The following is an 18,034-nucleotide window of genomic DNA, read 5'->3' as shown; positions in this document are numbered from 1 at the left end:
ACCGGCAACCTCGACTCCCGCTCCGGCGCGGAAGTCCTGTCGTTCCTGCGTCGTTCGGTGCGGGAGCTGGGCCGCACCATCATCATGGTCACCCACGACCCGTCCGCCGCCGCGTACGCCGACCGGGCGGTCCTGATCGCCGACGGCCGTATCGCCGGCGACATCAGCGACCCCACCCCCGAGTCCGCCATGGCCGGCCTGGACGCCCTGCGCACCCTCGAACCCGCCGTCACCACCGCACCCACCGCCTCCCGGACGGGTGCGTGATGGCCACCACCTTCCCCACCGCACGCCTCACCCTGGGGCAGATGCGCCGCAGCGCCGGGCGGCTCACCGCCGCGGGCGTCGCGATCCTGATCAGCACGGCGTTCGTCACCGTGACGCTGCTCGCCGGCGGCGTCATCAACGGCACCACCCACGACATGGTCGCGGCCCAGTACGCGCGCGCCGACGTCGTCGTCTCCGCCGACGTGGAGGGACCGGGCTCGTTCACGGCCGACGACATCGCGGCAGTCGGCGCCGTCGACGGCGTCGAGACCGTCCAGCCCCTCACGAACTGGTCGGGCGACCTGCGCAACGGCGGCAAGGGCGGCTACCAGACGTTCGCCCCGGTCCCCGCCGACCCGCGGCTGTCGCCGCTCGAGCTGTCCGACGGCGCCTGGCCCGCCGCCGACGGCGAGGTGGCGCTGACGCCGGAGGTCGTCGAGCGGCTCGAGGTCGGCGTGGGCGACACGTTGACGCTCAAGCGCACCCTGTACCCCGAGGGCTGGGCCGAGAGCGAGGCGATGGACCCGGCGGAAGAGCTCGGGGAACCGAAGGAGGTCACCGAGAAGCTGACCGTGACGGGCCTCGCCGACGACCCCTACGGCGCCTACGCGGCCTACGGCGGCGCCGCCGCCCTCCCGGCCGCGACGATCGACGCCTGGAACGCGGGCGAGCCCATCTCGAACCCGGTCACCGAGCTGCTCGTCGCGCTCGACACCCCGCTCGACGGCGGCGGCGTCCCGGCCTCCCTCGACGAGGCGATCGGCGCGGCCGCCGCGGGGGTCGACGGCGGCGTGTCCGTCGAGACCACCGAGGAGGTGGCGGCGGCGCGGACCGCGGAGCAGACCGGCGGCCAGGACCTCGTCTTCCTCGTCTTCGTCATGACGTTCGCGGCCATCGCGCTGCTGATCGCGGCGATGGTCATCACGAACACGTTCCAGGTGCTCGTCGCCCAGCGAACCCGCACCCTCGCCCTCCTGCGCTGCATCGGGGCGGGCACGGGTCAGCTCTACCGCAGCGTCCTGCTCGAAGCGGCGATCCTTGGCGCGGTCGCCTCGGCGGTCGGCATCGTGACGGGTGGGGTGCTCGCCCAGGTCGCGCTGCTGGTGGCGCCCACGTTCGACCTCGGCGTGCCCCTCCCGACGACGATCACGCCGACCTGGCAGTCAGTGGTGCTGCCGTTCGCGATCGGTGTCGGTGTGACGGTCCTGGCCGCGCTCGCCCCCGCCCGCTCGGCGACCCGCGTCGCGCCGCTCGCCGCGCTGCGGCCGTCCGACGCCCCGACGCTGCGCGCCCGCTCCGGCCGCGCCCGCCTCGTGGTCTCGCTCCTGTGCCTCGTCGGCGGCTTCGCCGGGCTCGGCGTCGGCGTCGCCCTCGGGATGGCCGAGGCCCCGCAGTTCGGCCTCATCGCGGCCGTCGGCGGCGGCTCCCTCGCGTTCTTCGGCGTCGTGCTGAGCGCGGTGCTCTGGCTGCCGCGCGTCGCGGCGTTCCTGGGCGGGCTCGTGGCCCGCACCGGACCCGCTGCTCGCCTCGCGGTCGCCAACACGCTGCGCAACCCGCGCCGGACGGCGGCGACCTCCACGGCGCTGCTGATCGGCGTCACGCTCGTCACCATGATGTCCACGGGTGCGGCCAGCGCCCGCATGTCCGCGGACAGCCTGCTCGACGAGACGTTCCCCTACGACGTGAGCGTGTCGCCGTCCTCTCCCGAGTATCTCGAGGACCTGCGCGACGCCGTGGCCGACACCCCCGGCGTCGCCACCACGGCGCTCGTGACCCAGGCGACGGTCACGCTCGCGGGTCAGGAGGACACCGGCGTCGGGGCCGCCGACCCCCACGAGCTCGCCGCCGTGGTGAACGTGCCCGACGAGGCGGAGCGCCTCACCGACGGCTCGATCCTGCTGACCCAGGGTGCGGCCGACTCGATGTCCCTCGACGCGGGCGAGAGCACCACCGTCGTGGGTCCGGAGGGCTCTGTCGACCTGACCGTCGTCGTCACGACCGCCGAGGCGCTCAGCCACACCATGACGACCAGCGACCTCGCCCGCGTGGTCGACCTCGACGCCGACGGGAGCGCCTTCACCGAAGTCTGGGCCCACATCTCGGGCGCAGAGGCCACCTCGGTGCTCACGGACGTCCAGGACGCCGCCGCGCAGGTCGACGGCGACGCGTTCGTCATGGGCCCGGCCGCCCAGGCCGCGCAGTTCCGGCAGGTCGTGGACGTCATCCTCGGCATCGTGGTGGGCCTGCTCGCCGTCGCCGTCGTGATCGCCCTGATCGGCGTGACCAACACGCTGTCGCTCTCGGTCATCGAGCGGACCCGGGAGTCCGCGACCCTGCGGGCCATCGGCCTGAGCAAGGAGCAGCTCCGCGGCATGCTCGCCGTCGAGGGCGTGCTCATCGCCGGCGTCGGCGCGATCCTCGGCATCGTGCTGGGGCTCGTGTTCGGCTGGGCGGGGGCGGCCACCGCCCTGTCCATCATGGGCGACGTGCGGTACGCCGTCCCGTGGACCGACCTCGCGGTGGTCCTGGCCGTCGCCCTCGTCGCCGGCCTCCTCGCGTCGGTCATCCCGGCGCGGGCCGCGGCCCGCACCTCCCCGGTTGCGGCGCTCGGGGTGGAGTGACGGCGGCCCGTCCCTGACGACGGCGCCCGCGCACAGCGAAACTGTGCGCGGGCGTCGTCATCAGCGTTGTTGCCAGCCGGCAGCCGGCAGGTGTCAGCCGTCAGCCGTCAGCCGTCGGCCGTCGGCCGTCAGTCGTCAGTCGTCAGTCGTCAGGCATCGGGCGGCGGCTGCCGACCGGACGGTCGGCGAGCGGGAAGGCGAGCGAGCCCGCGCCGACCCACCACTCCATCACGTCGTAGGCGAGCCGACCCGCCACGACGGACGGGTCGGCGTCCGACAGCCGTGCGGCCTGGGCAGGGTCGCAGGCGAAGACGGACATCCCACGGTACGACTCGTCGCTCTGCTCGTCGAACGGCCCGTTCGCGACGACCAAGCCCCGCCGCTTCAGGTCGGCACGGTAGGCGAGGTGGCGCGCCTGGAGCGCGTCGAGCGCCTCGTCCGACATCTCCGGCGCACCGGGCGGCCGCCGCAGCACCACGACGGTAAAGACGTCGAACGCGTCGGGGATGTTCGGGTCACGGGCCACGCATCCAGGCTACTGGCCCGTCCCGAACCGCAAGTTGCCGGTCTCCCCGTCCACCCACCTGGCGCCGAACCGCAACTCACCCGTCGATCAGGGCGGATCCGGACGCGCGGCCTTCGGTTCGGCGACCGTGGACAACGACAGCCTTCGGTTCGGCGACCGTGGCCAATCAACCTTCGGTTCGGCGGCCGTGGCCAACGACAACCTTCGGTTCGGCGCCGGAGGTCTGGCGCGTAACCTGCGGTTCGGCGGACGAGAGGTCCGGGGGCGGCGTCAGCCCTCGCCGATGTGGGGCATCTGGTCGAGGCGTTCGAGGATCACGCCCTCGCGCAGCGCCCAGGGGCAGATCTCGAGCTCGGTCAGGTCGAAGACGTCCATGCAGGCCTCGGCGACGAGCGCGCCCGGGACGATCTGGTGGGCCCGGCTCGGCGAGACGCCGGGCAGCCGGGCCAGGTCGTCGGGGGTCATGCGGGTCAGCTCGCCGACGCGCTCGCGCAGCGCCTCGAGCCGCAGCACCCGGCGCACCAGCGGCCCGTCGGCCGCCGGGGCAGCCCCGCAGATCCGGGCCAGGGAACGGAAGGTCTTGGAGGTCGCGGCGGCGCGGTCGGGCCGTCCGGTGCGCAGCAGGCTCCCGGCGTTCCGCGCGATCTCGGTGCGCAGGTCGCGGCGCAGGGCGCGCAGCGCCTCGTCGTCGGGCACGACGCCGAAGTGCGCGCGGGCCAGGCGCGCGGCCCCGAGCGGGAGCGACCATGCGGCGCCGGGGCCCTCGTCGGCGCCACCGGCGATCTCGAGGGAGCCGCCGCCGATGTCGAACACGGCCAGCCGGCCTGCCGACCAGCCGAACCACCGGCGCACCGCGAGGAACGTAAGCCGGGCCTCGTCCTCGCCGCTGAGCACCTTGAGCCGCACCCCCGTGCGCTCGTGCACGGTCTCGAGCACCGCCTCGGCGTTCACTGCGTCGCGCACGGCGGACGTCGCGAACGCCAGCATCTCCGCGCAGCCCCTGTCCTCCGCGATGCGCACGGCCTGCGTGGTGAACTCCACGAGGGCGTCGACGCCGGCCCGGCCGACGGCGCCGTCGTCGTCCAGGTGCTCGGCGAGACGCAGCGGCTGCTTGTACGACGACGCCGGCAGCGGCGCGGCGCCGCCATGGGCGTCGACCACCAGCAGGTGTCCCGTGTTGGAACCGATGTCGAGAACGCCCAGACGCATGGGGCAGACGCTACCCGTGATGGGCGACTCGGACCGGTCCTGTCCGCCGGACGCGCGACCGGGCCGGGAGCCGGACGGCCTCGCGACCCGGGGAGGGTTCCGCAATGCGGCGGCACGCGGCAGACTCGGGGCAGGAAGCCCAATGACGGGAGGCTTGACGATGGCGCTCGACGCGCCCGCCGGCACCGGGCCGGTGCTGCCGGAGCACAGCCGGTCGCTGCAGCGTGCCGCGCTCCCGGCGAGCGCCGTCCGGCCGGCCTCGCGATCCGAGGAGCTGCTCGCCCTGGTGCGGCGTCGCGGACGGATCGAGGTGAGCGAGTCCGCCCGCGTGCTGTCCGTCTCGCAGGAGACCGTGCGCCGCGAGCTGCGCAAGCTGGAGGCGCAGGGCCTGGTGCGGCGCAGCTACGGGCTCGCGTTTCCCGTCGAGACGAGCTCGTTCGAGACGGCGCTCTCCCAGCGGCAGCAGAGCTTCCCGGAGGAGAAAGCGCGGATCGCCGCCGAGGTGGCCCGGCGCCTGGGCGAGGCGCAGACGATCTTCGTCGACGAGGGCTTCCAGCCGCTGCTCGCCGCGCGGGCTCTCCCGCGGGACCGTGAGCTGACGGTGGTCACGTCGTCCCTCCCGGTCGCGACGGAGCTGTCGGCGCGGCCGAACGTGCAGGTCATCATCATCGGCGGGCGCGTGCGCGGCAAGACGCTGGGCGTGGTCGACGGCGCGGCCGTGGACATGCTGCGCACCTTCCGCCTCGACCTCGGGCTGATCGGCGCGAACGGGGTGACCGTCGAGGACGGCCTGACCACGCCCGACCCCGCGGTCGCGAGCGTGAAGGCCGCCGCGATCGAGGTGAGCAGGCGACGGATCTTCATCGGGGCGCACCACAAGTTCGGCGTCACCAGCTTCGTGCGCTTTGCCGGGCTGGACGACTTCGAGGCGATGATCACCGGCACGCAGCTCGGCTCGGCCCGTGCGCGAGCCTTCCATGCCGCCGGGGCGGAGATCGTCCAGGTCTGACGAGCGCTCCTGGGCGTGACCGGTTGGTCCGCCGGGGGTAGCAGTTCGTGCCCGGTACGGGATGCGGTTTCCGTCCATCCGGTGCCGCGCAAACCCGGCAGACCGGCCCACGCCGTCGGCCGCGCCGGCTCGTCCGCGAGACGCGACGACCCGGCATCCGGCGTCAGGCCGCGGCCGGCCTGTGCGATTCCACAGTCCCGGTGACCGTTTCGAAAACGCCGTCGTTGACCCCCTTTCCGGCCCGGCCCACCATGTGCGAATCCGTGTTTCCTGACACGACGCCGCCTCACGACGACGTGACGAGAAGGGTCAAAAGCAATGATGCTCACGAAGACTGTGCGCCGGAAGGCCGCACCCGCCGGAGCGGCAGCCGCGGCGCTGGCACTGGCGCTGACCGCCTGCGCCGGAGCAGGAGGCGGCGGGGACAGCGACCCCGCCGCGGAGGGCGGAGGGACGGTCGAGCTCACGCTCGCGACCGTCAACAACCCGCAGATGAAGGACATGGAGGAGCTGAAGTCCGCCTTCGAGGAGGAGCACCCGGACATCAAGGTCAACTTCGTCCAGATGGAGGAGAACGACCTGCGGGACGCCGTCACCAAGGACGTCGCCACCGACGGCGGCCAGTACGACATCGTCACCGTCGGCTCCTACGAGGTGCCGATCTGGGCGGGCAACGGCTGGCTGACCGACCTGACGGGCGACCTCGAGTCCGACGCGGACTACGACGTCGACGACCTCTTCGAGCCCGTGAAGGACGCCCTCACGGTCGACGACTCGCTCTACGCGGTCCCGTTCTACGGCGAGTCGTCGATGCTGATGTACAACAAGGAGCTGCTCGACGAGGCGGGCGTCACGATGCCCGAGCACCCGACGTGGCAGGAGGTCGCGGACATCGCGCGGCAGGTCGACTCGGACGATGTCGACGGCATCTGCCTGCGCGGCAAGCCCGGCTGGGGCGAGGTCTTCGCACCCCTGACGACGGTCGTGCAGACCTTCGGCGGCAGCTGGTACGACGACCAGTGGAACGCCCAGGTCGACTCCCCCGAGTTCGCCGAGGCCGTCCAGTTCTACGTGGACCTGGTCGAGGACGCGGGCGAGGCGGACCCGGTGTCCACCGGGTTCACCGAGTGCCTGAACAACGTGAGCCAGGGCCGGTCCGCCATGTGGGTGGACGCGACGGTCGCGGCGGGCCTGCTGGAGGACCCGGAGTCGTCGCAGGTCGCGGGCAAGATGGGCTACGCCCACGCGCCGGTGGTCGAGACCGAGGAGTCCGGCTGGCTCTGGTCGTGGAACCTCGCGATCCCCGAGACCACGCAGAACCGGGACGCCGCTGTCGAGTTCGTGAAGTGGGCGACGAGCAAGGAGTACCACCAGCTCGTCGGCACTGAGCTCGGCTGGAGCCGGGTGCCCCCGGGCGCGCGGAACTCGACCTACGAGATCCCCGAGTACGAGGAGGCCGCCGCGTCCTTCGCGCCGATCACGCGGGACATCATGCTCGCGGTGAACCCGGAGCAGCCGGGTGTGGCGCCGCAGGCCTGGACCGGCATCCAGTACGTCACCATCCCGGAGTTCCAGGACCTCGGGAACCAGGTCTCGCAGGACCTGGCCGACGTCTTCGCGGGACGCAGCGAGCTCGCCCCCGTGCTCGAACGTGCCCAGGAGCTCGCCCAGGAAGCGGGCGACGCCCAGAAGTAGCCGGACCCGGGCGCGGGGAGCACGGCTCCCCGCGCCCGATCCGTGATCGCGGCCCGCCATCGCGCCCCGCCATCGCACCTTGCACCCCACCGCGCCTTGCTCCCCCACCGCGCCTTGCTCCCCCATCGCGCACAGCTCCCCCATCGCGCCCCGCCCGCCGGCGTGCGCGAGCCCCTGGAGGGTCAAATGACCGTTCTCATGACCGCCCCTACGAGGCGGCGCCCCCGGCGTCCGCCGCCCGCCGGATCAGGGCGGGCGCGCGGCCTGGCCGTATCGCGCGCCCTGCTCTGGCCCGCGCTGGCCACCTCGATTGTCCTGACCCAGATCCCCTTCGTGCTGACGATCTACTACTCCCTGCAGCGCTGGAACATGCTGCGCCCGGGCGACCGGGGGTTCACGGGCCTCGACAACTACGTCAGCGTGTTGAGCGACGGCTCGTTCCTGTCGTCGCTCGGCGCGACCGTCGCGGTCACCGGCAGCTCGGTGGTCCTCTCCACGCTGCTCGGCATGCTGTTCGCCGTGCTCCTGGACCGCAGCTTCCTGGGGCGCGGCGTGGCCCGGACGCTGATGATCACCCCGTTCCTCGTCATGCCCGCCGCCGCGGCCCTCGTGTGGAAGTGGTCGATCTTCGACGCGGCCACCGGCATGGCCAACTGGGGTCTCGGGCTGGTCGGCCTGCCGCCCGTCGCGTGGAACACCGAGCTCCCGATGGTCACGATCATCGTGGTGCTCACCTGGCAGTACACGCCGTTCGCGATGCTGATCCTCCTGGCGGGCCTGCAGGCGCAGAACAAGGACGTGCTCGAGGCCGCCGCCGTGGACGGCGCGGGGGCGCTGCGCACTTTCGGCTCGATCACGCTGCCCCACCTGCGGCAGTACGTCGAGATCGCGGTGCTGCTGGCCTCGATCATGCTGCTCCAGGTCTTCGACCCGATAGCCATCATGACCCGCGGCACGGGCGGCACCAAGACGCTCTCCTACCTGCTCTACGAGCGGGCGTTCATCGGCCTGGAGGTCGGCGAGGCCGCCGCGTACGGCGTGATGACCGTGCTCGTGACGATAGTCGTGGCCTCGGTCGCCCTGCGGACCCTGTTCAAGGTCTTCTCCACGGAAGGAGTCGGACGATGACCCCCTCGCGCCTTCGCGGGTCCCTGGTGACCGCTGTCACCTGGGTGCTCGTGCTCGCCTTCTTCTTCCCCGTGGCGTGGATGGTGTTCACGGCCTTCAAGCCGGAGCACCAGGCCGCCACGGTGCCGCCGACGTTCGCACCCGACTTCACGCTCGACGGGTTCGACGCCGTCTTCAACCGGGACATGCTGCCCTACCTGATCAACTCGCTGAGCGCGAGCGTCGGGTCGACGCTCCTGGTTCTCGTGCTGGCGGTTCCTGCCGCCTACGCGCTGAGCATCCGGCCGGTCGTCAACGTCCGCGACGCGCTCTTCTTCTTCATCTCGACCCGCTTCATGCCGGTCGCCGCCTCGATCATCCCGGTCTACCTGCTGCTGCAGTCCGTGGGCGGGCTCGACAACATCACCTGGCTGACCATCCTCTACGTCGGTGTGAACCTGCCGATCGCGGTGTGGATGATGCGGTCGTTCCTAGCGGAGGTACCGCGCGAGCTCATCGAGGCCGCACAGCTCGACGGGGCCCGCCTGGGCACCGAGATCTTCCGCGTCGTGCTGCCGATCGTCATGCCCGGCGTCGCCGCGGCGGGCCTGATCTGCTTCATCTTCGCGTGGAACGAGTTCTTCCTCGCCAACCTCCTGACCGCGCAGGTGGCGCGCACGACCCCGCCGTTCCTCACGAGCTTCGTCGACGGCCGCGGCCAGTTCCTGGCGGTGCTCTCCGCGGCGGCGACCGTCGCGATCGTGCCGGTCGTGCTGGCCGGGTGGATCGCGCAGAAGCAGCTCGTCCGCGGCCTCGCGATGGGAGCGATCAAGTGACCCTGGACCTCGGCACCCCGTTCGGCACGGCTCCGGCCGCCTCGTCCGACGCCGGTACTGCCGCCGATACCGCCGCCGCCGGCGTAGACCTGCCCCCGTACGACCGCTCCGGCATCCGGGTAGGGATCGTCCATCTCGGCGTCGGCGGCTTCCATCGCGCGCACCAGGCGCTGGCGGTCGACGAGCTGCTGCGCCGCGGCGAGGCCCGCGAGTGGGGCATCTGCGGCGTCGGCCTGCTGCCCGGCGACGCCGCGATGCGCGACGCGCTGCGGGCGCAGGACGGCCTCTACACGCTCGTGACGAAGCATCCGGACGGCGCGCTCGACGCGCGCGTGGTCGGCAGCCTCGTCGAGTACCTGTTCGCGCCGGACGACCCCGAGGCCGTGCTGGAGCGCCTCGCCGACCCCGCGACCCGCATCGTGTCCCTCACCATCACCGAGGGCGGCTACAACTTCGACCAGGTCACCGGCGAGTTCGACGCGACGGCGCCCGCCGTTGTCGCCGACGCCCGGCCGGGGGCCACGCCGTCCACGGTGTTCGGCTACGTGGTCGAGGCCCTGGCCCGACGCCGGGCGCGTGGCCTGCCGCCCTTCACCGTCATGTCCTGCGACAACGTGCAGGGCAACGGCGAGAAGGCGCGCACCGTCTTCTCGGCCTTCGCGGCCCTGCGCGACCCGGAGCTCGGCCGGTGGGTGCACGACGCCGTCGCGTTCCCCAGCTCGATGGTGGACCGCATCACGCCCGTGACGACCGACGAGGACCGCGCCCTGGTCCGCGAGCGCCTCGGTGTCGAGGACCGCTGGCCGGTGGTGGCCGAGCCGTTCTTCCAGTGGGTGCTGGAGGACCGGTTCCCGCTCGGCCGGCCGCCGTTCGAGGACGCGGGGGTCCAGCTCGTGCGGGACGTGGAGCCGTACGAGCTCATGAAGCTGCGGCTGCTCAACGCGAGCCACCAGGCGATCGCCTACTTCGGGTGGCTGAGCGGCTACCGGTACGCGCACGAGGCGGTAGCTGACCCGGTAGTCGCGGCGTTCGTGCGCGACTTCATGGATCGCGAGGCGACGCCGACGCTGCGGCCGGTGCCGGGCGTCGACCTGGAGGAGTACAAGACGACGCTGATCGAGCGTTTCGGGAACCCGGCCGTCCGGGACACGCTCGCGCGGCTGTGCGCGGAGACGTCGGACCGCATCCCGAAGTGGCTGGTGCCGGTCGTGCGCGAGCAGCTGGAGGCCGGCGGGGAGATCACGCGGTCGGCGGCGATCATCGCGAGCTGGGCGCGCTACGCCGAGGGGGTCGACGAGCAGGGCGCGCCGATCGAGGTGGTCGACCGGCTCGCGGAGGAGCTCGTCCCGCTCGCCCGGTCGCAGCGGGAGGACCCGGTGGCCTTCCTGCGTAACCCGGCGCTGTTCGGGTCTCTGGTTGACGAGCCGCGCTTCGTCGAGGCGTATCTCGACGCGCTCGGCTCGCTGCACCAGGTCGGGGCGCACGCGACGCTGGTGGCGCTGGTCGGTGTTCAGGAGCACGACGCGGGGCGTTCGCGGTAAAGTCTGGTCGCCGTATCTCGAGGGATGGGAGCCCGTGACTTCACCGACCACTTCCCCCCGCGGGATCCGCTCTGTCCGGAGCACCGATCTGGGGCACCGGCTCGAGCTCGCCCGGCAGCGTGCGTTCGTGGGCCGCGGCGAGCAGGCCGCCGCCTTCCGCACCGCGCTCACCAGCGATTTCGCGTCCACCGTCCTGTTCGTCCACGGCGCGGGCGGCACCGGCAAGACCACCCTGCTGCGCCGCTTCGCCAACGAGGCGGAGCTGGCCGGACGCCGGGTGGTGCGCACGAGGCGCTTCCATCCGGCGACGTCCGCCGACACGCTGGTGGCGGAGCTCTCGGCGGTCGCGGTGCTCACGCCCGCAGAGGCCGGGGCCTCCCTGGTCCTGCTGATCGACGACTTCGACGACCTGCACCCGGCCGAGCCCTGGCTGCGCGAGGAGCTCCTGCCCGCGCTGCCGCTCGGGACGGTGGTGGTCCTGGCCGGCCGCACCCCGCCCGCGCTGGAGTGGACCACCGACCCGGGCTGGCAGGAGCTGCTGAGCGTGCACGAGCTGGGTGACCTGTCCCCCGCGGAGGCGGGCCGGTTGCTCGACCGCCGCTCCGTGCCCAGGGACCAGCACGCCCGGCTCCTCGCCATCACCGACGGCAACCCGCTCGCCCTGTGCGTCGCGATCGACACGCTGTCGGCCGGCGGGTCCGACGACGACGTGCGGCTCGCCGTCGCGCACGTCGTCCTGCAGCGGGTGGTCGGGTCGCTGCCCACGCCCGCGCACCGCGAGGCCCTCGAGCTGTGCGCCGCCACCGACCCGACGACGGAGGGGCACCTGTCCGCCGCGGGCGACGCCACCGAGCTGTTCCGGTGGCTGCGGTCGCTGCCGTTCGTGGACGCGGGACCGCGCGGGCTGCACCTGCGATCGTTCGTGCGCGAGGCGATCACGTTCGAGCGGCGGTGGCGTAGTCCCGGCCCGGCCGGGGACCCGCCGGCGGGCGATCCCGGTCGGCTGTCGCGCGAGGCCTTCGACCTGGCGGTCCGGGAAGCCCTGCGGTCCTGGCGGCGCCCCGACCTGCTCGCCACCAACCCGCTCACCAGCAGCCGGCTGGTCGCCGAGAGCGCGGAGCCCGATCGCGTCGTCGCGCTGCGCGCCGTCCTGCAGACCGCCGTTGACGGGCTGAGCGAGGACCCGCGGGAGAGCAAGGGCCACCGCGCCGTGCTGGCCACCTACCTCGGCGGCGCCCCCACACAGGAGGCCGCCGCCGAGCGGCTGGGGCTGCCGTTCAGTACCTACCGCCGGCACCTGGCTCAGGGACTGACGGTGCTGGCGAGCCTGCTGTGGTGGCAGGAGACTCGCGGCGGTCTGCCCGGCTGAGCTTCGGCAGCTCGAACAGCCACGTCGCGCCGGCGGCGCGCAGCCAGGAGCTGAGCGTCAGGCACACCGAGACCAGCAGGGGCACGGCCACTATCGGGAGCAGCACCGCGATCACCAGCTGGGGGCCGGTGCCCACCTGGGAGAAGGGGCCCACCACCACTGCCGTCAGCAGCGCGAGCAGCGGCATGTGCATCACGTAGATCGGGAGCGTCTGCCGCCCGAGCGTGGCGAGCAGGGCGGCGCCCTTGCGCCAGCGTTCGAGCTGGACCGCCCCGGCGACCCCAACCACCACGGCGACGACGCAGACCGCCGGCCACACCCCGTACAGGTCCTGCAGGCCCAGCACCTGTACCGCGCCGATGCACCCGAGGTACACGACTCCCCCGACCAGGAGATGACGCATGGTGGCGACCCGGGCCCAGCGCTCGAGCAGCGGCCGGAACCGCAGGCCGAGCAGGAAGAAGAACAGGTTCTGGTAGAGCTGCCCGCGGTTGCCCGGCGCCGCCAGCAGGTCGGCCGAGGCGATCACCGAGAGCAGCAGGGCGGGCACGAGCACCACCCAGGTCGGCAGCTTGCGGGTCAGCTTGGCCACGACGAAGTACACGGCCAGCGCCACCAGGTACCAGAGGTTGGTGGGGGTGATGGTGAGCTCCTCGACCACCTCCAGGGCGTTGTGCGCGGCCAGGGTGTCGAAGTCGGGGACCAGCGAGAGCACCAGGGTGTGCACCGTGAACCACACGAGGTAGAGGTAGTAGAACCGCGCGATCCGGCTCTTCGCCGTGGCCGACCAGGTGCGCTGTACCGCCGCGACGGCGAACATCCCGGAGATCGTGAAGAAGACCGGCATGCGCAGGGGCAGCAGCAGGTCGCCGAAGGCACCCCAGAGTCCGGGGAGCGGCACGGGGAGGTGCCAGTCGATCGTGAGGTACAGCTTCATGATCACGTGCCACAGCACGACGAGCAGGATGCAGACGCCCTTGGCGATGTCCGCCCACTCCGACCGTGGCTTCGCGGGCGCGCCGGACGCCGCCGCGGGAGTCGGCGTCTCGGGAACCAACGCAGCGGGCGTCGGCGCAGCGGGGACGGACGCCTCAGGGACCGACGCAGCAGGGACCGACGCAGCAGGGACCGGCGCGGCAGGCGCCGACACCACCGGGATCGGCACGGTGTCGGCCTGGTACCGCTCGCTCACCGCAGGACCGCTGGCACCGGGCCCCGGGCCCGCGCCGTCTCGATGAGGATGTCCAGCAGCTCCGGGTAGGAGGTGCCCGCGGCCTGCCACATCCGCGGGAACTGCGACATGGACGTGAGGCCGGGGATCGTGTTGACCTCGTTGACCGTCGGGACCAGGACGCCGTCCACCTCGGGCAGGAAGAAGTCGACGCGGAGCAGGCCCGAGCAGCCCAGCTCCAGGAACACGTCGAGCGCCAGGGTCGCGAGCTGCTCGGCGACCTCCGGGTCGAGCTCGGCGGGCACCACGAAGTCGGTGATGCCCGACTGGTACTTGGCCTCGTAGTCGAACCAGCCGTGCTCCTCGACCACCTTGATCTCCAGCGGCGGGCTGGTCAGCAGGCGGCCGTCCGGAAGCTCCAGCACGCCGATGTCGACCTCCCGGCCGGGCACGCCGGCCTCGACCAGCGTCTTGGTGTCGCTCTCGCGAGCGAGCTCCAGCGCCGCGGGGAGCTGTGCCCAGTCGTCCACGCGGGTGACCCCGACGCTGGAGCCGCCGCGCGACGGCTTGACGAAGACGGGCAGGCCGAGCCGGTCCCGGTCGTGCTGGGCGAGCTCGTCGGCGGGGGTCCGCAGGACCGCTCCCGGCGCGACCGGGATGCCCCGCGCGCCCAGGACCCGCTTGGTGAAGTCCTTGTCCATGCTCGTCGCGCTGGCCAGGACGCCACTGCCCATGTACGGCACGCCCGCGAGCTCGAGCACGCTCTGGACCGTCCCGTCCTCACCGTACGGCCCGTGCAGGATCGGCAGGACCACCTCGGCGCCGCGCACCGCCTCGATGCCGCGCGCGAGGCTCTCCAGCATGGTGCCGGGCGCACCCGCCGGCTCCGGGGTCATCGCCCGCAGGGCGACGTCGTCGACGACGTCCTGTCCGGTGTCGGCGCCCACCACCCAGTGCCCCTCGCTGGTGATGCGGATCGGCACCACCTCGTAGCGGCCGCGGTCGAGATGCTGCACCACGCTCGCCGCGGACCGGCAGGAGACGTCGTGCTCGGTGTTGCGCCCGCCAAAGAGCACTACAACCCGGGATCTGGTGGGCATATCGAGGTATCACTCCAAGTTCGGTCGCGACGACTCCCAAACACCGGTCGCGCGCGACAGAGCGCGCCCGCACTCCAGGAGTAAATCCTGGTGCAAGGCACCGCTCGATCGGAAGGCCGTCCGGTGTCCGGTTCTGCGCTCACCGGTCCAGCCGGTCGCCCGTGACGAGGGCCACTACCAGCGGAAGCGAGGTCCGCCACCGCTGGACGGACCGTAGACTACCGCCCGATGCACCGTAGACAAGAGCTCCCGGCGAGCGACATGAGCACCGAACGGCCTGGAGAGTGAGCAGGCGCCTCAGGAATTGTTCGTCCGTGCCTGTTTCCACGTCCCGCCCGATGGCCACCATGGCGGAGGCGGTCGTCGATCTGGACGCCATCGCCCACAACGCCCGTGTCTTCGCCGACCGCGCGGGCACCGGAGTCATGGCGGTGGTGAAGGCCAACGGTTTCGGCCACGGCGCGACCCAGGCCGCCCGGGCCGCCCTGGCCGGCGGTGCCACCTGGCTGGGCGTGTCCAGCCCGCCCGAGGCGCTCGCCCTGCGGGCCGACGGCATCACCGCACCGATCCTGATCTGGCTCTACCCGCCGACGGAGACCTTCGAGAAGGTGCTGCTCGAAGGGATCGACGTGTCGGTGGGCACGGTCGAAGCGCTGGACGCCGTCGCCGAGGCCGCGCGGAGCATGCTCGTGGTGGCGAACGTGCACCTGAAGCTCGACACGGGCATGTCGCGCGGGGGCGCACCGGCCGCGGAGTGGGCGCAGCTCTTCGAGCGCGCGAGCATGCTGCACCGAGCGGGCGCGCTGCGCGTGCGCGGCCTCTGGTCCCACCTGGCGACCGCCGAGGAGCCGAGCGACCAGGGGCTGCAGGACCAGCTCACCGCCTTCGACGAGGGCCTCCGCCAGGCAGCCGACGCCGGGCTCGACCCGGAGATCGTCCACCTCGCCAACTCGGCCGCGGCGCTCGGGCTGCCGCGCACCCGCTTCGACCTGCTGCGCGTGGGCATCGGCCTGTACGGGATCGAGCCGGTGCCGGGGGCGAGCCACGACCTGCGCCCGGCGATGACCGTGCAGGCCCAGGTGCTCCTCACCAAGCGCGTCCCGGCAGGCACGGGCGTCAACTACGGCCACGACTACGTCACCGACCGCGAGACCACCCTCGCGCTGGTCCCGCTCGGCTTCGCCGACGGCCTGCCGCGGCAGGCGAGCGGCGAGGCGGCCTTCCAGGTCCATGGCGTGCGCTGCCCGGTAGCGGGCCGGGTCGCCATGGACCAGGTGGTGCTCGACGTCGGCGACCTTCCCGTGCGCCCAGGCGACGTCGCCGTCATGTTCGGTCCGGGAACGGACGGCGAGCCGACGGCGCACGACTGGGCCCGGTGGGCGAAGACCAACCCGAACCACATCCTGACCGGGATCGGGACCAGGGTGCAGCGCCGCTACGAGCCCGTCCGATGAGGCAGCCCGACGCCGCGGCCGTGGGCGTGGTCGCAGCCGTCACCGCGTACGTGGTCGAGCGCCACTACCTGCAGGTGGAGTGGACTGTCCAGGCGCCCCTGCCGGTCCTGTGGTGGGTGCTCGGCGCGATCCTCGGTGTGGTCGGGATGCCGCTGCTGCTCACCGCCCTGGGACGCGGGGTCGAGCGGCAGGCCGGACATCTGATCGGCCGGTCCTGGTGGCGGCTGCTGACCGAGTGGGTCCTCCCCCTGCTCGCGGCGCACGTGGTGTGGCTGGGCCTGACGCTCGTCGGGCTCCGCCGGTTCAACCCCGGGTTCACCGGGATCCCGGCGCGGGACGTCGCCGAGATCCTGCCCCTCGTGGTGCTGCCCCCGCCCGAGCTCTCGCTGCTCTGGTCGCTCGCGCTCGCCCCCGTGGTGGCGAAGCTGGCCCGCCGGCTCCCGACCGGCGTCGTCATCGTCGCCCTGGCCGGGCTGACCCTGCTGACGACCGCGCCGACGTTCCTGGTCTTCCTCCTGGTCGGCATGCGGCTGGGTCCGGAGATCGGCCGCCTGGCGGAGACCACCACCTGGCGCAGCCTGCTGCCGCAGGGCGCCGTCGCCCTGGTGGGTGCGTCGGTGCTGGGCGTCCCGCGCTTCCCCGACGGGCTCGGCACCGTGGTCGCGGGGCTCGCGGTGCTGCCGTTCGCCCTGACCCTGTTGGCACGACTCGGATCGGCACGGCTCGGAGCCGGCCGGCGGCCCTCCCGCGGGCTCACCCAGGTGGGCACGGCCGCCGTCGCGATCTACCTCCTGCAGATCCCGGTCGTCGCGCTCTTCGACAGGGTCCTGCTGGCGCGGCTCGGGCATATGGGGCCCACCGTGCAGTACCCGGCCGCGCTGGTCGAGCCGCTGGTGATCGTGGCGGTCGTCGTCGGCTGCGGTGTTGTAGCCACGGTCCTGGTGCAGCGAGCCTTCCCCGGCACCCGACGCCGCCACGCGGCCCGGAAGGGCCCCGACCTGGACCGATCTCCCGTACTCGCCGAGGTGGACCGATGAGCCGACGACAGACCGCCCCGGGCGCTGCAGCCTTCCGGGCGCCCCGCGCCCGGCGGGCGGCGACCGCGCTCGTCGCGGCGGCCGCGCTCCTGGCCACTGCGGGCTGCGCCACGCCGTCGGCGAGCAGCACCGAGGCGACCGACTCCGCCCCGCCCGAGATCACCCTGACGTTCGCCGGTGACGTGCACTTCGAGGACCGGGTGGCCGAGCTGCTGGACGATCCGGCCAGCACGTTCGGCCCGGTCACCGACCAGCTCGCCGACGGCGACCTCACGCTGGTCAACCTCGAGACGCCGATCACCTCGCGCGGCACGGCGGAGGTCAAGAACTACGTCTTCCGCGCGCCGGACGCGGCGGTGCCCGCCATGACGGAGGCCGGCATCGACGTGGTCAGCCTGGCGAACAACCACACCATGGACTACGGCCGGGTGGGGCTGGCCGACACCCTGGAGAAGACGGCGAGCGGCGGGCTCGACACGGTCGGCGCCGGCGACGACATCGACGAGGCGTTCACCCCGCTGCACCGCACCGTCCAGGGCGTCGACGTCGCCATCTTCGCGTTCAGCCAGGTCGACGACCTGGCCGAGGAGTGGGCTGCCACGCCGGACCGGTCCGGTATGGCCATGGCCTTCGACACCGAGCGTGCGTACGCGGCGGTGCGTGCCGCCCGGGCCGACAGCGACCTCGTCGTGGTCCTCCCCCACTGGGGGGCGGAGGGCGACCAGTGCCCGACCGGCCGCCAGCTCGACTTCGCCGCCGGCCTGATCTCCGCCGGAGCGGACGTCATCGTGGGCGCGCACGCCCACGTCCTGCAGGGCGCGGGCACCATGGACGGCGCCTACGTCGCGTACGGCCTGGGGAACTTCCTCTGGTACAGCGAGGGCCTCCACGAGCCGTACAGCGCCCGGGCCGGCGTCCTCCGCCTCACGGTCCGCGGCCGCGAGGTGGTCCAGTCGGAGTTCGTCCCGACGGTGATGACCAGCACGGGCCAGCCGGAGGTGCTCACCGGGTGGCAGGCAGACCTGGCCCGGCACAACTTCGACGGCCTCCGCGAGTGCGCTCACCTTGGTCCGGTCCTGAACGACGAGTAGC

At 72.8% G+C, this 18,034-nt stretch carries 14 protein-coding genes and 1 pseudogene; 11 read left to right on the top strand and 4 right to left on the bottom strand.

The window, feature by feature from the left end; translation table 11 throughout:
* Together C8K30_RS29550 and C8K30_RS29545 are read left to right on the top strand one after the other, a co-directional pair.
* Positions 1-267: pseudogene (locus C8K30_RS29550) on the top strand (ABC transporter ATP-binding protein); the annotation flags it as partial.
* Positions 267-2,888, top strand: a complete 2,622-nt coding sequence (locus C8K30_RS29545) for an FtsX-like permease family protein (protein WP_108496478.1) — start codon at positions 267-269, stop codon at positions 2,886-2,888. The pseudogene C8K30_RS29550 and the gene C8K30_RS29545, both read left to right, overlap by 1 nt.
* A 142-nt stretch (positions 2,889-3,030) precedes the next feature.
* Here the strand turns inward: C8K30_RS29545 and C8K30_RS29540 are convergent, their stop codons facing one another.
* The gene (locus C8K30_RS29540; RefSeq protein WP_108496477.1) at positions 3,031-3,414 is read right to left on the bottom strand and encodes a YciI family protein; all 384 of its coding nucleotides are present in this window, start codon (positions 3,412-3,414) and stop codon (positions 3,031-3,033) included.
* A 270-nt stretch (positions 3,415-3,684) separates the two neighbouring features.
* Positions 3,685-4,623: a Ppx/GppA phosphatase family protein gene (locus C8K30_RS29535; protein ID WP_108496476.1), complete on the bottom strand. Its 939-nt coding sequence runs from the start codon at positions 4,621-4,623 to the stop codon at positions 3,685-3,687.
* A 142-nt stretch (positions 4,624-4,765) separates the two neighbouring features.
* Here C8K30_RS29535 and C8K30_RS29530 point away from each other — a divergent pair, with 142 nt between their 5' ends.
* The 6 genes from C8K30_RS29530 to C8K30_RS29505 all read left to right on the top strand — a co-directional run bounded on the left by C8K30_RS29530 (position 4,766) and on the right by C8K30_RS29505 (position 12,180).
* Positions 4,766-5,632 carry a DeoR/GlpR family DNA-binding transcription regulator gene (locus C8K30_RS29530; RefSeq protein ID WP_233257564.1) on the top strand — a complete coding sequence of 289 codons (867 nt, stop codon included), beginning with the start codon at positions 4,766-4,768 and terminating at the stop codon, positions 5,630-5,632.
* Between the two features lie 318 nt (positions 5,633-5,950).
* Entirely contained in the window at positions 5,951-7,327 is a 1,377-nt protein-coding gene (locus C8K30_RS29525; RefSeq protein WP_108496475.1) for an ABC transporter substrate-binding protein, read from the top strand.
* A 186-nt stretch (positions 7,328-7,513) separates the two neighbouring features.
* A complete protein-coding gene (locus C8K30_RS29520) occupies positions 7,514-8,455 on the top strand; it encodes a carbohydrate ABC transporter permease (RefSeq protein WP_108496474.1) in 942 nt (313 codons plus the stop codon).
* Entirely contained in the window at positions 8,452-9,270 is an 819-nt protein-coding gene (locus C8K30_RS29515) for a carbohydrate ABC transporter permease (RefSeq protein WP_108496473.1), read from the top strand. Before C8K30_RS29520 ends, C8K30_RS29515 begins: the two co-directional genes overlap by 4 nt.
* An 89-nt stretch (positions 9,271-9,359) precedes the next feature.
* Positions 9,360-10,811 (top strand): mannitol dehydrogenase family protein, encoded by a 1,452-nt coding sequence (locus C8K30_RS29510; protein WP_233257565.1) that lies wholly within the window; start codon positions 9,360-9,362, stop codon positions 10,809-10,811.
* 34 nt (positions 10,812-10,845) lie between these two features.
* Positions 10,846-12,180 carry an AAA family ATPase gene (locus C8K30_RS29505; RefSeq protein ID WP_158281169.1) on the top strand — a complete coding sequence of 445 codons (1,335 nt, stop codon included), beginning with the start codon at positions 10,846-10,848 and terminating at the stop codon, positions 12,178-12,180.
* On the opposite strand, the gene C8K30_RS29500 is transcribed toward C8K30_RS29505, so the two are convergent.
* Entirely contained in the window at positions 12,089-13,372 is a 1,284-nt protein-coding gene (locus tag C8K30_RS29500) for an acyltransferase (protein WP_108496471.1), read from the bottom strand. The two genes, C8K30_RS29505 and C8K30_RS29500, sit on opposite strands and share 92 nt — an antisense overlap.
* Positions 13,369-14,451: a D-alanine--D-alanine ligase family protein gene (locus C8K30_RS29495; protein WP_108496470.1), complete on the bottom strand. Its 1,083-nt coding sequence runs from the start codon at positions 14,449-14,451 to the stop codon at positions 13,369-13,371. The genes C8K30_RS29500 and C8K30_RS29495 overlap by 4 nt, the downstream gene beginning before the upstream one ends.
* 314 nt (positions 14,452-14,765) lie before the next feature.
* On the opposite strand from C8K30_RS29495, the gene alr reads away from it, so the two are divergent.
* The 3 genes from alr to C8K30_RS29480 are packed head-to-tail and all read left to right on the top strand — an operon-like array spanning position 14,766 to position 18,033.
* Positions 14,766-15,905 (top strand): alanine racemase, encoded by a 1,140-nt coding sequence (gene alr, locus C8K30_RS29490; RefSeq protein ID WP_233257563.1) that lies wholly within the window; start codon positions 14,766-14,768, stop codon positions 15,903-15,905.
* On the top strand, positions 15,902-16,942 hold the full coding sequence (locus C8K30_RS29485) for a hypothetical protein (RefSeq protein WP_108496469.1): 1,041 nt from the start codon (positions 15,902-15,904) through the stop codon (positions 16,940-16,942). The genes alr and C8K30_RS29485 overlap by 4 nt, the downstream gene beginning before the upstream one ends.
* Positions 16,939-18,033 (top strand): CapA family protein, encoded by a 1,095-nt coding sequence (locus C8K30_RS29480; protein ID WP_108496468.1) that lies wholly within the window; start codon positions 16,939-16,941, stop codon positions 18,031-18,033. The genes C8K30_RS29485 and C8K30_RS29480 overlap by 4 nt, the downstream gene beginning before the upstream one ends.
* Position 18,034 lies beyond the last annotated feature (1 nt).

Source organism: Promicromonospora sp. AC04, from assembly GCF_003058225.1.
GTDB lineage: Bacteria > Actinomycetota > Actinomycetes > Actinomycetales > Cellulomonadaceae > Promicromonospora.
The sequence above is the reverse complement of the archived record's forward strand: the minus strand, read 5'-3'. Positions and strand labels throughout refer to the sequence as shown.

What these genes read in the sequence shown, in the direction of transcription:
- C8K30_RS29545 (WP_108496478.1), top strand. Translation starts at nt 267, where the DNA reads ATGGCCACCACCTTCCCCACCGCACGCCTCACCCTGGGGCAGATGCGC.
- C8K30_RS29535 (WP_108496476.1), bottom strand. Translation starts at nt 4,623, where the DNA reads ATGCGTCTGGGCGTTCTCGACATCGGTTCCAACACGGGACACCTGCTG.
- C8K30_RS29530 (WP_233257564.1), top strand. Translation starts at nt 4,766, where the DNA reads ATGACGGGAGGCTTGACGATGGCGCTCGACGCGCCCGCCGGCACCGGG.
- C8K30_RS29525 (WP_108496475.1), top strand. Translation starts at nt 5,951, where the DNA reads ATGATGCTCACGAAGACTGTGCGCCGGAAGGCCGCACCCGCCGGAGCG.
- C8K30_RS29520 (WP_108496474.1), top strand. Translation starts at nt 7,514, where the DNA reads ATGACCGTTCTCATGACCGCCCCTACGAGGCGGCGCCCCCGGCGTCCG.
- C8K30_RS29515 (WP_108496473.1), top strand. Translation starts at nt 8,452, where the DNA reads ATGACCCCCTCGCGCCTTCGCGGGTCCCTGGTGACCGCTGTCACCTGG.
- C8K30_RS29495 (WP_108496470.1), bottom strand. Translation starts at nt 14,451, where the DNA reads ATGCCCACCAGATCCCGGGTTGTAGTGCTCTTTGGCGGGCGCAACACC.
- C8K30_RS29485 (WP_108496469.1), top strand. Translation starts at nt 15,902, where the DNA reads ATGAGGCAGCCCGACGCCGCGGCCGTGGGCGTGGTCGCAGCCGTCACC.
- C8K30_RS29480 (WP_108496468.1), top strand. Translation starts at nt 16,939, where the DNA reads ATGAGCCGACGACAGACCGCCCCGGGCGCTGCAGCCTTCCGGGCGCCC.